The 13,848-nt window shown below is 40.9% G+C and carries 14 protein-coding genes and 1 pseudogene; 3 read left to right on the forward strand and 12 right to left on the reverse strand.

Annotated features, from left to right (window positions below; translation table 11 throughout):
- Nucleotides 1-11 precede the first annotated feature (11 nt).
- Nucleotides 12-1,220, reverse strand: a complete 1,209-nt coding sequence (locus AC3CH7_RS00915) for an MFS transporter (RefSeq protein ID WP_488381513.1) — start codon at nt 1,218-1,220, stop codon at nt 12-14.
- A gap of 141 nt (nt 1,221-1,361) precedes the next feature.
- Between AC3CH7_RS00915 and AC3CH7_RS00920 the strand changes: the two genes are divergently transcribed.
- Nucleotides 1,362-2,219, forward strand: coding sequence for a LysR family transcriptional regulator (locus AC3CH7_RS00920; RefSeq protein WP_012294101.1), 858 nt, complete (start codon nt 1,362-1,364; stop codon nt 2,217-2,219).
- A 122-nt stretch (nt 2,220-2,341) separates the two neighbouring features.
- Nucleotides 2,342-3,211, forward strand: coding sequence for a DMT family transporter (locus AC3CH7_RS00925; protein WP_012294100.1), 870 nt, complete (start codon nt 2,342-2,344; stop codon nt 3,209-3,211).
- Nucleotides 3,212-3,246: 35 nt separating this feature from the next.
- Here AC3CH7_RS00925 and AC3CH7_RS00930 read toward each other — a convergent pair whose 3' ends face one another.
- The 6 genes from AC3CH7_RS00930 to AC3CH7_RS00955 all read right to left on the reverse strand — a co-directional run bounded on the left by AC3CH7_RS00930 (nt 3,247) and on the right by AC3CH7_RS00955 (nt 10,049).
- Nucleotides 3,247-4,236, reverse strand: coding sequence for a sensor histidine kinase (locus AC3CH7_RS00930; RefSeq protein ID WP_031419885.1), 990 nt, complete (start codon nt 4,234-4,236; stop codon nt 3,247-3,249).
- A complete protein-coding gene (locus AC3CH7_RS00935; RefSeq protein ID WP_012294098.1) occupies nt 4,220-4,903 on the reverse strand; it encodes a response regulator transcription factor in 684 nt (227 codons plus the stop codon). Before AC3CH7_RS00935 ends, AC3CH7_RS00930 begins: the two co-directional genes overlap by 17 nt.
- A 1-nt stretch (nt 4,904) precedes the next feature.
- Entirely contained in the window at nt 4,905-5,888 is a 984-nt protein-coding gene (locus AC3CH7_RS00940; protein ID WP_031419882.1) for an alpha/beta fold hydrolase, read from the reverse strand.
- A gap of 148 nt (nt 5,889-6,036) precedes the next feature.
- Nucleotides 6,037-6,459, reverse strand: a complete 423-nt coding sequence (locus tag AC3CH7_RS00945; protein ID WP_031419881.1) for a DUF1801 domain-containing protein — start codon at nt 6,457-6,459, stop codon at nt 6,037-6,039.
- A gap of 48 nt (nt 6,460-6,507) precedes the next feature.
- The gene (locus AC3CH7_RS00950; protein WP_488381514.1) at nt 6,508-8,319 is read right to left on the reverse strand and encodes an ABC transporter ATP-binding protein; all 1,812 of its coding nucleotides are present in this window, start codon (nt 8,317-8,319) and stop codon (nt 6,508-6,510) included.
- Nucleotides 8,316-10,049, reverse strand: coding sequence for an ABC transporter ATP-binding protein (locus AC3CH7_RS00955; protein WP_197148874.1), 1,734 nt, complete (start codon nt 10,047-10,049; stop codon nt 8,316-8,318). The genes AC3CH7_RS00950 and AC3CH7_RS00955 overlap by 4 nt, the downstream gene beginning before the upstream one ends.
- A 466-nt stretch (nt 10,050-10,515) precedes the next feature.
- On the opposite strand from AC3CH7_RS00955, the pseudogene AC3CH7_RS00960 reads away from it, so the two are divergent.
- Nucleotides 10,516-10,746: pseudogene (locus AC3CH7_RS00960) on the forward strand (transposase); the annotation flags it as partial.
- Between the two features lie 190 nt (nt 10,747-10,936).
- On the opposite strand, the gene AC3CH7_RS00965 reads toward AC3CH7_RS00960, so the two are convergent.
- Genes AC3CH7_RS00965 through cobS form a run of 5 tightly spaced genes read right to left on the reverse strand, consistent with a single transcriptional unit; the run spans nt 10,937 to nt 13,833 of the window.
- A complete protein-coding gene (locus tag AC3CH7_RS00965) occupies nt 10,937-11,620 on the reverse strand; it encodes a hypothetical protein (protein ID WP_036161398.1) in 684 nt (227 codons plus the stop codon).
- Nucleotides 11,620-12,111, reverse strand: a complete 492-nt coding sequence (locus AC3CH7_RS00970; RefSeq protein WP_036166270.1) for an ECF transporter S component — start codon at nt 12,109-12,111, stop codon at nt 11,620-11,622. Before AC3CH7_RS00970 ends, AC3CH7_RS00965 begins: the two co-directional genes overlap by 1 nt.
- Nucleotides 12,112-12,143: 32 nt before the next feature.
- The gene (locus AC3CH7_RS00975) at nt 12,144-12,536 is read right to left on the reverse strand and encodes a bifunctional adenosylcobinamide kinase/adenosylcobinamide-phosphate guanylyltransferase (protein ID WP_447402848.1); all 393 of its coding nucleotides are present in this window, start codon (nt 12,534-12,536) and stop codon (nt 12,144-12,146) included.
- Nucleotides 12,488-13,084 (reverse strand): histidine phosphatase family protein, encoded by a 597-nt coding sequence (locus tag AC3CH7_RS00980; protein ID WP_197149475.1) that lies wholly within the window; start codon nt 13,082-13,084, stop codon nt 12,488-12,490. The genes AC3CH7_RS00975 and AC3CH7_RS00980 overlap by 49 nt, the downstream gene beginning before the upstream one ends.
- A complete protein-coding gene (gene cobS / locus AC3CH7_RS00985; protein WP_200991172.1) occupies nt 13,057-13,833 on the reverse strand; it encodes an adenosylcobinamide-GDP ribazoletransferase in 777 nt (258 codons plus the stop codon). Before cobS ends, AC3CH7_RS00980 begins: the two co-directional genes overlap by 28 nt.
- Nucleotides 13,834-13,848: the final 15 nt, after the last annotated feature.

Consider the following 13,848-nt stretch of genomic DNA (forward strand, 5'->3'; position numbering starts at 1 on the left):
CTATTTTTCCATTATTTTACCGAACTTTGTGATAAGAGGCTACTATTGGTTGTTCTCGATAAATAAAACGCTCCCACAATAACCATCATAGCTACTATATCCAATGCCATCTGATGACTTGAAAATATGGAAACGAGTAAACCGTAGATAGACGGAGCCAAAACAATAAAGAATTGATTGATCGTTAAAGCGGCACTCACAGTAAGCCCCACAGATTGAGGATCGGACTGCTCCGTTACACTCGCTATATATAAGGAATACCAGCCAAGGGCGAAAAAGCCCATTACACAGCAAAATAAAATCATTAAGCTCTTAGCATGTAAAACAACAGGCATACAAGCGACCATTACAAATGTGGCAAGCATAACGATGATTAGTAAGTGCTCGCGCTTCTGAGCAAAGTATCGGTCACTCAGCCATGCAAGAGCAATTCTTCCTACCATCCCTCCAAGCAAGACCAAACTCAAATACTTCCCTGCTGCTGTTAATGAATAGCCACCCTCCTGATGTAAATAACTCATCAAATGGGCGATGAGGATCATCTGTAAGGACATCATCACAATGCCCACAAAAAAAATGGGATAGAGTGCTCGATTGTCTTTGATAGCCTTCATCTTTTCTTTAAACGGTATCGGTGTTGCTACAGAAGATTTATGCTGTTTTGGCTCCTGATACATCAATAAAAATAATAAACCGCCACCGATTGCTACGAAACCTTGTGCCCCATGCACAGCTGTCAGATGGATGTGATGATATAAATAGGTAAGTATGAAGGAAGCGAGAGCCCCTCCGATGGGAATTCCCGTTTGGCGAATTCCAATCGCTAAACCTCGATGCTCGTTAGGAAACCATTTTACGATGGCTGTACTACCTCCTGTTTGGGCACTACCGTACCAAAAACCAACAACTATTAATACGACTAGCAATGTCGTATAATGATTCACAGGAATTAAGAGGAACGTACAGAGGCCCAGTAAAATAGAGCCCCATCCAATCAGCCGTTTTTCTCCTTTTTTATCCATGAGATAGCCAAAGAAAAGCATCGAGAAAATCGGTCCAATATTCACGGCAGAAACAATTAATCCTGTTTGGAATGACGTTAAGTGCCATTCCATTTGATAAAAGGCGGCGACGGGCCCCATCCCGTATGTGACAAAGGTTGAAGCCGTTTGCGAAAGCGTAGCCACCAGTAAAATGATCCATTTGTAATAGGTATGCATGTAAATCCTCCATAGCTATATACCGCTTTATTTGTGCAGTATCATTTAGATATCTTGAGTTTACGTTGACAGCTAGCATTCGTAAAATGGAGGAAAATGATAGCGGCTATCAAAAAATTTAATAGGTGTGTGACAAATAACATGAACATTGACGACATTGCCATCAAAATTGAGCTATTAGAAAGGCAAAATTTAAGTAAATCTGCCGAAATCACCAACTATACACAATCGGCTCTAACCTCGAAGGTAAAGAAGATGGAAAGTGAAATTGGACAGGAAATCTTTAAACGAACACCTCAAGGCTTAAAGCTAACAGACGTCGGTGACCACTATTTACACTTTTTAAAGCAGGTGGCCCAACAATATGATGAATTTTTACAAACGGTTGGATTTACGCAAGCACATATTCAATTTGGAACCTCCCATACGACGATTAAATTATATGGTGCGTCCATCATGAATGCGCTACAAACCGGTCATAGTCCTATCGACGTGGATTTCACGGTCGAATCGAGTACATCCTTAAATCACAAAGTACATCAGGCGGAGCTAGACTGTGCATTAACGAGTAATCCATTGAAGCATTATGCTGATTTACACTATGATTTAATGACAACAGAAACCTTCGAAGTCATTTCGAGTCCTTCACATGTCATCGATTTTGACCAGCAAACGCCTGTGACACTCCTAGTCTTAAGTAAAGGCTGTATGTATTCGAAGGCATTAGCTGAATGGCTTACTCACAAAGAAGTCCCTTTTACGATGAAGGAAATTAAATCCGTAAGTAGTATTCTTGATTTTCTAGAAATCGAGCATACATTGGCCGTGTTAAATACGAGGTTACTAGCACTCTATCCATGTCCGGACCTGCACTTTTATGAAATGGAGACACTTAACAAGGTCATTGAGACTGTCTTCATTTATAAAAAGGAAAACCATAAGCATTCTTCTATACTGCAATTAAAGCAGGTCGTAGAATCCTTGCTTGAAAAGAAGTAACTAAGTAATCGATAGCTCAAATTGCTGTTTATGCGAATATTTTAAAAAGCCTATATTATTCAAGCAGACTGCACTATAATAGGTTTGATATTATTAATCTTGTAAATACATAGGAGTACATCATGTTTTATTACATCTCATTGTTTTTAGCAGTATTTGCTTTATCTACATCAGCTATTTTTGTGAAGCTTGCTGATGCCCCGCCGGCTATTACGGCTTTTTATCGACTATTTTTTGCGATGCTTGTACTCCTTCCCTTTTTAGTAGCTCAAAAGGGGCTACGACAAGAACTAGTTAACCTGTCTAAAAAACAGTGGGGACTGGGCATTCTATCAGGTCTATTTTTGTCCTGTCATTATGTTTTATGGTTCGAATCCTTAAACTACACATCAGTGGCCAGTTCCACAGTTATTGTCACGTTACAGCCATTATTCTCTTTAATAGGTAGCTATTTTTTATTTAAAGAGCGTTTTTCAAAAGGCGCTATTGTTGGCTGTTTGGTAGCGATCATTGGCTGTTTCATTATCGGCTGGCAGGATTTTCAAATTAGTGGACAAGCTCTTTATGGCGATATTCTAGCTTTTATTGCGGCTGGCATTATTACAGCCTACTTTTTCATCGGGCAATCTGTACGGAAGGATTTATCACTTATCACCTATTCGATTATCGGATATGGCAGTAGCTCAATCTTTTTAGCCATTTATGCGCTCTTTATGCAGGAACCGTTTTTCGACTACCCCGCATCCACATGGTGGTCCCTATTAGGACTGGCTGTAATTGCAACGATTTTTGGGCAAACGGTATTTAATTGGCTATTAAAATGGCTAAGTACGACAGTCATCTCTATGAGTATTTTAGGAGAAACAATTGGCACATGTATTTTAGCTTATTTTATTTTAGATGAAATGATTTCCGTGCAACAAGGGATTGGCATATTCGTCATTTTACTAGGACTTGCCCTCTTTTTACTCCAACAACGAAAGTCGGCATAATAAAAAAACAACGGCACATGATGTCCGTTGTTTTTTTATGACGGAGTAAAGCGAAAGGTCGTACCCTCCTCGGTGGATTGTAAAGAAACTACAATGTTCAAGGTTCTAGCAATATCTTGGATAATTTTCAGTCCAAGTCCGCTCTGTTCGACGTCAGAATGGAAGCCGATGCCATCATCAGACATCCATACTTCGCCTCCTTTAATCGTCACCACAAGTTTGGTTGCTTGGGCATGCTTTAACGTATTTTGGAAGACATTATCAAATAAACGTTGTAACCATAGTTCATTACTTGTCCAGATTGCCTCTGCATCCTTTGGATAAAAATGAAGAGCAATATTTTGCATGCTGTATAAATAACTCCATTTCCTAATCATAATCTCCAATAGTAAAGCTGGCCGAACTTCTTCCTGAACGACAAAGGAATTTTCGCTCGTATCAAAAGACTGGTATGGCAATTCATTCGTTAAATTCGCGATATACTGAATTTGTTCATTTAACGATTCCACCAGTTTTGGCTGCTCTTGTAGTTGATCTTCTAAATAAAACAATTGCAAACGAATCGCTGTCAAAGGGGTATGGATGTCATGTCTCAATTTTTGGAGTAGCTCTTTTTGGAGCTCCTGCTGTTGTGCTAACTCTAATTCCCGATAAGTCGTGCGCTCAATTAAAAGATTGACAGAATGAATTAACTGCCCTAATTCATCCTCACTGCTTACCGTTAACGTATCGGGTATCCGTTCATTACTCGCGAGTTCCCGGATTGTTTGATTGAGCATGGTAATTCTAGCTAATAATGAATGAATGGATGTGGAAAATAGTAAGGCAAGAATCCCTAAAGACAGTACAAATGCAAGAAGCATAACAGGATATGCAAAGGATTCATGGAATGGGATGCCATTATTTTTCGTTTTAAAAGCCTTGTTATAAAGTATGGACATAAACACACTAATACCTAATAAAACGACGGGCACACTCCCAATTGCTACAAATAAAAGGGTTCTATATTTAGTTTTTAACGTCATTTCTTAAATGGGTATTTAGACGATACCCTTCTCCATATATATTTTGTACAATCATGCCTGTTGAATCATCCAACTTTGTCCGAATCTTTTTTATGTAGACATTAAGAATATTATGATTACGATCATCCAACGGCCATAAATAATCAAAAAAGTGTTCCTTTGTTAAAACTCTGTCACGGTTATCAAATAAATAAAAGAAAATTTTTCGTTCTATTGCCGTTAATGAAATTTCGTTTTGAAGATGTTGATGAAATACTTTTCGATGCTCTCCGTCAATGAGTAAATGCTGTATTTGTGTAAACGTTCCATATTGTTGCACTAGCATTTTTTGGATTCTCAATAATAGCTCCCTTGGATCAAACGGCTTTGTCAAATAATCTTCACCAACGGTTAAACCTTCTAGTTTGCTTTCAATATCACTACGTGCCGATAGAAAAATGATAGGAATATTTAAGCCTAGTTGTTTAATATTTCTGCTTAATTGGTAGCCATCCTCTCCTGGTAGCATAATGTCCATAATGACTAAATCTACATCATGAATGAGCCTCATTACATCTCTGCCATCTGTTTTCCACACGGCCTCATAGCCTTCACGTTGCATTATTTTTTGAAGTAAATCACCAATCATGTGATCATCTTCTACAATTAAAATTCGAAATCCTTTCATGTTAACGACCTCTCTCATCAGCATTCGTTTTCATAAAATCCATCGCTAGTTGATAGATTGCATCTGGTTGATACAGGTATATACTATGGGTGCCACTTACCTCTTTCACTACGGCATGAGTGAATTGCTTCGCAAAGTCTGCGTAATCCTGCCGGTTTTGCTCTGTATATTTTGAATGTACATTTTCCTTGGAAATAGCATCCACGATTAACATTGGGGTTTCTTGCGGCAATGGAAGCTGTTCTGATTGTAAACTATTTTCATAGACGTGTAACAGCTCATTTTTCATATCTTCATTAAAAAATTGCTTAAAGGACAACGCCTGATAGATTTCCTTTTCCTCAGTCGTTAAAAAGGACATGTTCAGAACTTGTGGATTATATACCTGTGATGGCACTAGGCGGTGTAAACCAACGCTAGTAGCTAGACTTACCCCCTTCACCATCCATCTATCGAAGGTGCTCATTTTATGCTTTACATATTGACTAGGTAAGCCAATATCCAGAGCGATAATCCCCTTCACTTCTTCTGGGTATTTTTGTGCCCAGTAAATCGCTTCAAGTCCTGAAATAGAGTGAGGAACAAGAATATAGGGCGGCTGGAGCCCGCTTGCCAGAAGAGCCTCCCTTGTTTGCATAAGAATGGTATCAATAGCTCTTTCATCATGGGCAATTTCACTAAAGCCATAGCCTGCTCGGTCCACTACAGCAATTTGATGGTGCTGCGAAAACTTACTATAAAGCCCCTTTAACTCATAAACAGGGGCTGCAATGCCTGACCCTGCCATAAAAACATACGTATCCTCCCCAGCCCCCTCCCGATAGACATTCATGCTCTGACCATCAATATTTACCATCATGCCTTTATTACGTAAAATGGCCTCCTCCTTTTGGGTCAAACTATAGTGGTACATACTGACGGCTACGATACCGATCGATACGATGAACACCAAATAAATAAACATTTTCTTTATGATATTTTTCATACGCCTCTCCTCTCCGTTGATACTTGTAAGGATACATACGAAAAATAAATATCTCATTAAATTTTATTAACCTATTTGCTAGGTAAGTTGAAATTCTTGTCTATGAACACAAAAAAGCTGCCTACATCATGTGGCAGCTTTCTTTGAGTCATTCATTTGGATAGGTTTTCTGTAAAAAGGCGATAGACTGTTGAATAAGAGCCTTTAAAATAGTTTCTTCAACATCAGCGAGTTTATTAATATAAACGCAAGCTTTCCCTGTTGTGTGTTTACCAAACTGCTGTAATAGCTGCTCTCGCTCACGATCACCTGGTGCAAAGTATAAACTAATTTTTGCCTTGCGAGGGGAGAATCCGACAAGTGGTGCATCGCCTTCATGGCCTGTTTGGTATTTGTAATGATAATGACCAAACCCAATAATACTTGGTCCCCACATTTTAGCCTCGTAGCCAGAGACCTCCGTAAAAATATCCAGTAGTCGATAGGCATCTTCCCGTTTTTTTGGATGATCGACACTTTCAATAAATTCAATGACACTTGCATCGGTTTCTTTCGTCTTTAATTCATACATGTGTATCCCTCGCCTTCACAAAATTGCATTGTTCATCCCTATTATTCCCTATTCTGCCTGCTCTAACAATAGCTTTTGTTGGAGTTGACGATACATCCCTTGTTGTTCCATCAACGCTTGATGATTGCCTTGTTCAATAATTACGCCCTGCTGTATAACGAGAATTTTATCCGCATTCTCAATGGTTTTCAAACGATGGGCGATGACAAAGCTGGTGCGACCCTGCATTAAATGCTGTAAGCCCTTTTGAATATCGACTTCCGTTTGCGTATCCACACTGGATGTCGCTTCATCTAAAATTAAAATATCCGCGTTCTCCAAAATAGCACGGGCAATAGCAATGAGCTGGCGTTGTCCCTGACTTAAATTAGCGCCACCCGCTTGAACAGGCGTATCGTATTGTATAGGTAAATATTTTATAAAATGATGGGCATTCGCAATTTTTGCTGCTTCCACAACCTCAGCATCCGTCGCATCCAACTTTCCAAAGCGAATGTTATCACGAATTGTGCCAGAGAACAAATAGGTATCCTGTAAAACCACACCTACCCTTTCGCGAATCGTAGACATTTTATAGTGTTCAATATTGTGCCCATCAATTAAAATTTCACCCTGATCCACGTCATAAAAACGTGTTAGTAAATTAATAATGGTTGTTTTCCCTGAGCCAGTAGGCCCGACAAGAGCTATCGTTTCTCCTGCCCTTACGTGGAAGTTAATGTTTTGGAGAATGGGCTTCCCTTGCTCATAGCTAAACGATACTTGCTTGAAATCGACATCTCCTTTTAAGGACGGAGCCTCAATAGCCTCAGGTCGATCAGCTACCTCTGATGGTTCATCTACTATTTCAAATACACGCTCTGCTCCAGCAATAGCCGACTGAAAGGTGTTTAAAAGGTTTGATAATTGATTGAGCGGGCGAAAAAATTGCCTTGTATAGGTGACAAATGCAGCGATAATACCAACTGTTACATACCCTTTCACCGCTAAAAGAGCTCCTGTCCCGATCACTATCGCGAGGCCAAGGTTATTCATAAAGTTATTAATAGGTCCTAATAAGCCTGATGTAATCTCTGCGCGTAGTGCGGATTTTCGCAAGTTTTCATTTTGCTGATGGAACGTGTCAATGGATTGCTGTTCCTTGCCAAATAGCGTGAGTACCTCTGCACCTGTCATCATTTCCTCAATATAGCCATTCAGCTTACCAAGATCTCGTTGACGCGCCGCATAATTTTTACTGCTGCGCTTGATAATTTGCTTAGTAGTGAAAACGATAAGCGGAATAATGATTAAGGTAACAATCGCTAATGGCCAGCTTAATGTGAACATGGCAATACTAACACCCACGACCGTTAAGATGGATGATACAATTTGCGTCACACTTTGAGCAAGCGCTGTATTTAAATTATCGATATCATTTGTGACACGACTCATTAAATCACCGAGCGCACGCTGGTCAAAAAATCTTAATGTGAGCGTTTGTAGCTTTTGAAACAGCACTAGACGCAATGTCCGAATCGTTTTCATCGCCACATGAATCATGACATAGGTTTGCAGCCATGTCAGAATCGATGCTACCGTAAAAATCACAGCTAATATGATTCCTAGTCGGATGGTCCCATCTATATCTTTTTTCATAATGTAATCATCAATGATATGGCCTATCAAATAGGGTCCCGCCAAGCTTAAAAAAGTGGAAGCGATCACCAAGAAGATCGAAAAATACAGTCCTATTTTTTGCTGTTTGACATAGTGCCAAACTCTTGTCAGTGTTGCCTTTTGATTTTTCGCTCTTTCAGCTGGCCCACCTATACGAGGCCCTCGCCCAAAATTCATTTGCTTTGCTTGATGTTGACTCATTCTTCTTCACCAGCCTTTTGCTGTGACGCGTAAATTGCTTGGTAATGTACATTATTTTGAAGTAGCTGTTGATGCGTCCCTTGCCCAACCATCTCGCCATCCTCTAAGACAACTATGATATCTGCCTGCTGTATCGAGGCAATTTTTGAAGCTACAATCAATGTCGTCGTGTCTTGAAAATGCGCAGCAATGGCCTGCTGCACATGTTTTTCTGAAGCACTATCAAGGGCTGAGGTCGTATCATCCAGCACGAGAATAGCTGGCTTTCGAACGAATGCTCGGCTTAAAGCTAAGCGTTGCTTTTGCCCACCTGAGAGATTCGTTGCTCCCTGTGACAACTCATGTGCTAAGCCCTTATCAAGGCGCTCCACAAATTCGCTGGCACAGGCAGCATCTAATGCCTGTTGTATTTCCTCTGCCGTTGCCCGTTCGTTACCAAGGCGTATATTTTTTTCAATCGTCCCAGAAAACAATAAGGCCTTTTGTGAGGTAAATCCTATATGGTCCCGTAACGTGGATAAAGAATATGCTAAAAGGGGGTTACCATCTATGTAAATAGCTCCTCCTGTTGGATCGAATAAGCGCGGTAAAAGCTTTACAAGTGTTGATTTACCGCTACCTGTTTTCCCAATAATACCAACTGTTTGCCCCGGTTTCACAGAAAACGAAATGTTTTTAAGAACATCCTCTGCTGTATCATAGTAACGATAACTCACATGGTCAAATTCAATGGCCCCTTTTATCGAATCTGTCCTTGCAAGTTCTGCCTCTTTCACGGCAATATCCATATTTAAGACATCCACAATTCGTTCTCCTGAAGGCAATGCACGCGCAATTTGCATCAGCACCATACTGGAAGACATTAAGCCATTTAAGATAATGGTTAAGTAGTTGATAAATGCGAGAATAACCCCAACCTTTAATGTACCTGCCTCAACCTTAACGGCACCAAGCCAAAGTGCCGCGACAATCCCAATGTTAACGACGAACATGGTAAATGGCACAAGCACCCCTACAATTTGTTCTGCAGTGATGAAACGTTTTGTCAGCCCATCATTTAGCTCACTAAATTGGGATACCTGTTGGGTTTCCCGACGAAAGGCTTTAACGACACGGATACCCGCTAAATTTTCCTGTAGCTTCGTATTCACCGCATCAATAGCCTCTTGTACGCGACGATACAGCAGACCCGAATACTTCGTGAAAAAATACATAGCCACAATCAAAATCGGCACAATAATAAGAAGTATGGAAAAAAGTTCCCGTGCTGTTACAAACACGATAATGACTGCCCCGATAAAGAGTAGCGGCCCACGCACAAAAATACGCAGCGTCATCATAAACGCGCGTTGAAGGCTTTCAACATCGCTCGTTAAAATGGTAATTAGCTTGCCAGTCGTAAAGGCATCCCGTTCTTTAGCTGAATACGTCATCATTTTCTGATAGAGAGCTTGCCGAACATCCGAAGCAAAATGAATCGCAGCCTTCGAGCTATAATACGAGCAACCAACCCCACCAACAAGCCCAAGTACTGCACTTGCTAGCATCCACACAAACATACTCAGCACATAAGCATGATCACCATTGACAATCCCTGTATCAATCATATGCTGCATAATGGTCGGCTGAATTAAATCCATTGTCACCTCCAGCACCATTAAAAGAGGAGCTATAAAGGTGAAAAATTTATAGGGCTCCAAATACTGCCCTAGCTGTTTGATTGCCTGCATACATTCGTCTCCGTTCTATTTAAATCCCACTCGTTCCTCATTATAACTGAAAACCATTCCCATTTGACAATATTTTTTCGAGACTCGTAATAGTTGAGATTTAACTAAATGAGGAGATATCGTCGAGCATATGGCTGATATCCATCCAAATAAAAAGCCCCCATGCCTATACAAAGGGCACTGAAAAAGTCCATATCTTTTTTTCATTTGGCACTGTGACTCTATTGTTGTTTTCCGAAGCATTCCGCTCGCTTTCCGCGGGCGAGCGCCGAGTCTCCTCCTACGCTTCGCTTCGTGCGGGGTCTCGTCTGTCTCGCTTTCCCGCAGGAGTCGAGCGATGCTTCTGCAAACAACGCAATGTATCATACTATTATTTTAGTCACACTTTCCTTTATAATAAAAGAATGAATATGTAGGTGGAGCCCCAATGATTTCAAATTAGGAAACCCTTAATTTAAGTCCATACATGGCAATCTATGATATTGTTGTGCCAAAAGATAACATGCTTCGCCAGGTCAATGAACTTGTTGAATTTTCATTTTTTTTAGAAGAGCTAAAAACAAAATATTGTTTAGATAATGGACGTAATACCATTCCTCCAATTCGCATGTTTAAGTACTTATTATTAAAAGCGATTAATGATGTATCAGACGTCGACCTAGTAGAGCGCTCAAAGTATGATATGTCATTTGGATATGGCAACAGAAGATCCAGTGAGACAGAAATAAGGCACTTCCTGTTCAAAATTGAACAAGAAGTGCCTTATTTTTATCTGAAAAAGGTTCGCTTTTATGAAAACATAAATTTTTCAGTGCCCTCGTCTATTCATGAAGGTCGCTTTAAATAATTCTTGTACCGCTCGTTGGATTATTTTCAAAGCAGTCGTTTTACTCAGCACTTATCCGCAGTTTCTCAAAATTTCTTTGGAAAAATTGATGTGCCAACTGCTCTTTTTCTGGATCCATACCAAGTAAAATCACTGTACTTGGTCCTGCTGATTTGGTCATATCATGTGAACATTCAACTAATTGCTGGCCAAAAAGACGCGCACACTCACCCTGAAGTCCCTTAGATCCGACAGGCCACACTTGCTGAACGATTTCTGCCAGCCATGCCTGATAAATAGGTTGCAACTGCGCCACATCATCAGGCTGTGCTAATAGTTCCTCGCCAACAAGTGGTAAGCCGTATGTGTACCAACTAAGCTGTTCAAGGTCCCATGCTTTTCGCTGTTGTATTTCCCCAAGCATAGTAATTGCTAGACCAGACTGTAAAGTTGGCATATTGGATTCCGAACTGCCTGCAATGACTGGACAGGGAAGGCCTGTTTCCTCGAACACTTGCTGAATGCCTCTTTCATAGCGTGACCATGCAGCATCCCCTGAAAAATTAGCGAGTAAAATTTGAATAGGAAGTGCCTGTGCAGCCAGCTGCTCTAAAAATGTCACACGGGCTGTCATATAGGCTGTCAATTGATCGGAAGCTGGCACAATATCTTGTGGCTTCTCCCCAATGGCCGCCGCATTATCCATTGTCGCAATAAACGCGCCCACTTTCATAGCATTTCTCACTAAACGCGACCTGCCTTACGCACAAAAACCTTCGAAAGAATGGGCATGACCACAGCTACAATGATTAAATTTATAGCCGTTGCGATGAAAATACTCCCTAGAGCACCCCAGAAAAAGGCAGGACTAATAATAAAATAAAATGGAAGTGGTGCCACGATGCCGTTCAATACAAGGGCAACTGGCCATTTCCAAAAATGCATACCTTTTTTATGCATGATTCCAAAAATCCAAACAACAATAAACATCTCTACTGCAATAATTACATGGAGTGGACCAAGTGGGAAGCCAGCCGTTAATGCGCTAATAAAATGACCAATGAATCCAGCTATCCCAGCTAATAATGGCGATAAAAAGACAACACCTAAAAAGGCAGGTGCCGAATCCAGTGCTGCAGTCGAAATAAATGCGGGTACTTTAATGGCGGCTCCTACTGCACAAATGGCTGCTACCATAGCCGTTAGTATCCATGTCATTAATGTTTGTCGATCCATTGCATTTCCTCTTTTCCGTTAGTATGTTGATCTCATTTGAGTTGCTCGCCAATCCCGTACCAAATACGTACGACTTGCTCTGCTTCAGCAAATAATGCCTGGTATAAGCGACCACACGTATCACGTAATAAACGAGCTTGTTTTTCCATCGGTACAACACCGCGGCCCATATCTGTCACAATAAGTACCAGCGAACAATGTTGGGCAAGGGCTGTTAATTTAGTGAGGACGGATTGTACCACGACCTCATCTTCCTCAAGGTTTTGTGTCAAAAGCCATTTTTCCACATGTTTAATGACAAGGATTTCACAGGCTGGTGCAACATCCGGTAGATCGCCTTCGACAAGTACCACATCGTGCTGTTCATATAAACGCATCACATAATCGGTTTTTCCGTTATAGGCGCCTCCGATAAAAACATGCATCTAGCTCCCTCCTCCCAAGCCTTTCTAGTAAAAGTTAAATGAAATTGGTGATCATGTGGCACTTGGTATGACCAAAAAGGCTGCTCTGTTGGCGCATAAGCAACGAGTAAGGCACGAATCACTCCGCCATGAACGACTAAGAAATAATGATCCTCCATCTTCGGCAAATCATTGAAGCCTTCCACAACTCGTGCTACAAAATCATCAAAAGCCTCTCCCTGTGGCGGTGGGAAGTGAATAGGATCATCCAACCATGCACGGTAACGAGCATCCTTTTTTAAATCCTCATAGGTTTTCCCTTCAAATTCACCAAAATTTGATTCTCGTAAGCGAGCATCTGCATAATAGCTAGCATTTGGGAAATAATGGGCAGCCGTGGTGCGACAGCGTTGTAAATCACTGCCATATACCGTTTCGATAGATGCATCCACGACAGAGAGCTTGGAGGTATCAGCTAATGGTGCATCCGTCCATCCCAGATAACGCTTTTCTAAATTGGCCTTTGTCGGCGCATGCCGCATTAAGCACACAGTAACAATGTCACCCATAATACAACCTCCATCCCTTCAATAGATGCACCTAGTAAATCTCCCGAGACACCACCAAAATTACGCAATGTAAATTGGCGAAAAATAACAAGCGCAAGCGCTAAAACGAGGACTAATATAATTGGGAGCATCGAGAACTTTGTGATGATCAGCACAACCGGCATGGCCAATAAAAGGAACAGCAGCATCATTATTTTTAATCGTTTCGCGTGTAGATGAGACTGAAAGAAAAAGGCAAGCCCTTTTTCCTTTGAACAGTTAAGTGACATAAAATAAAAGCTCATGCCAACCCTTGTTAAAAAAGGAATGAATACGACCATCCATAATGCAAATTTATGTTGCACAAAAAGCTCATGTAGAACAACAAATTTTCCAAATAACAAAAATAGTATGGATAGCACTCCGAAAGCACCTACCCGAGGATCATCTAAAATCTCAAGTCGTTTGTCCCGATCTCGATAAGAAAAATACGCATCCCCCATGTCAATAAAGCCATCCAAATGTAAACCGCCTGTCCATAAAGCAAACAGCCCGATGACGATAAAGGCGAGCATGACCTCGCTACTGGCTGTCCATTGTGTAAGACTGTAAAGGACTCCAGCTACAGTTGTCCCCATCAAGGCACCTATCCATGGCAAGCAAGCAAACATACCTGTAATCGTTGACCTTTTTAGAGGTAATTCCTTATGTACTGGCAAAACCGTAAAAAATTGAAATGCCAACAGTAGGCTATACCAAACATTTTTCATTGTCTTGCCTTCCTT

The organism is Lysinibacillus sp. F12, assembly GCF_057773605.1.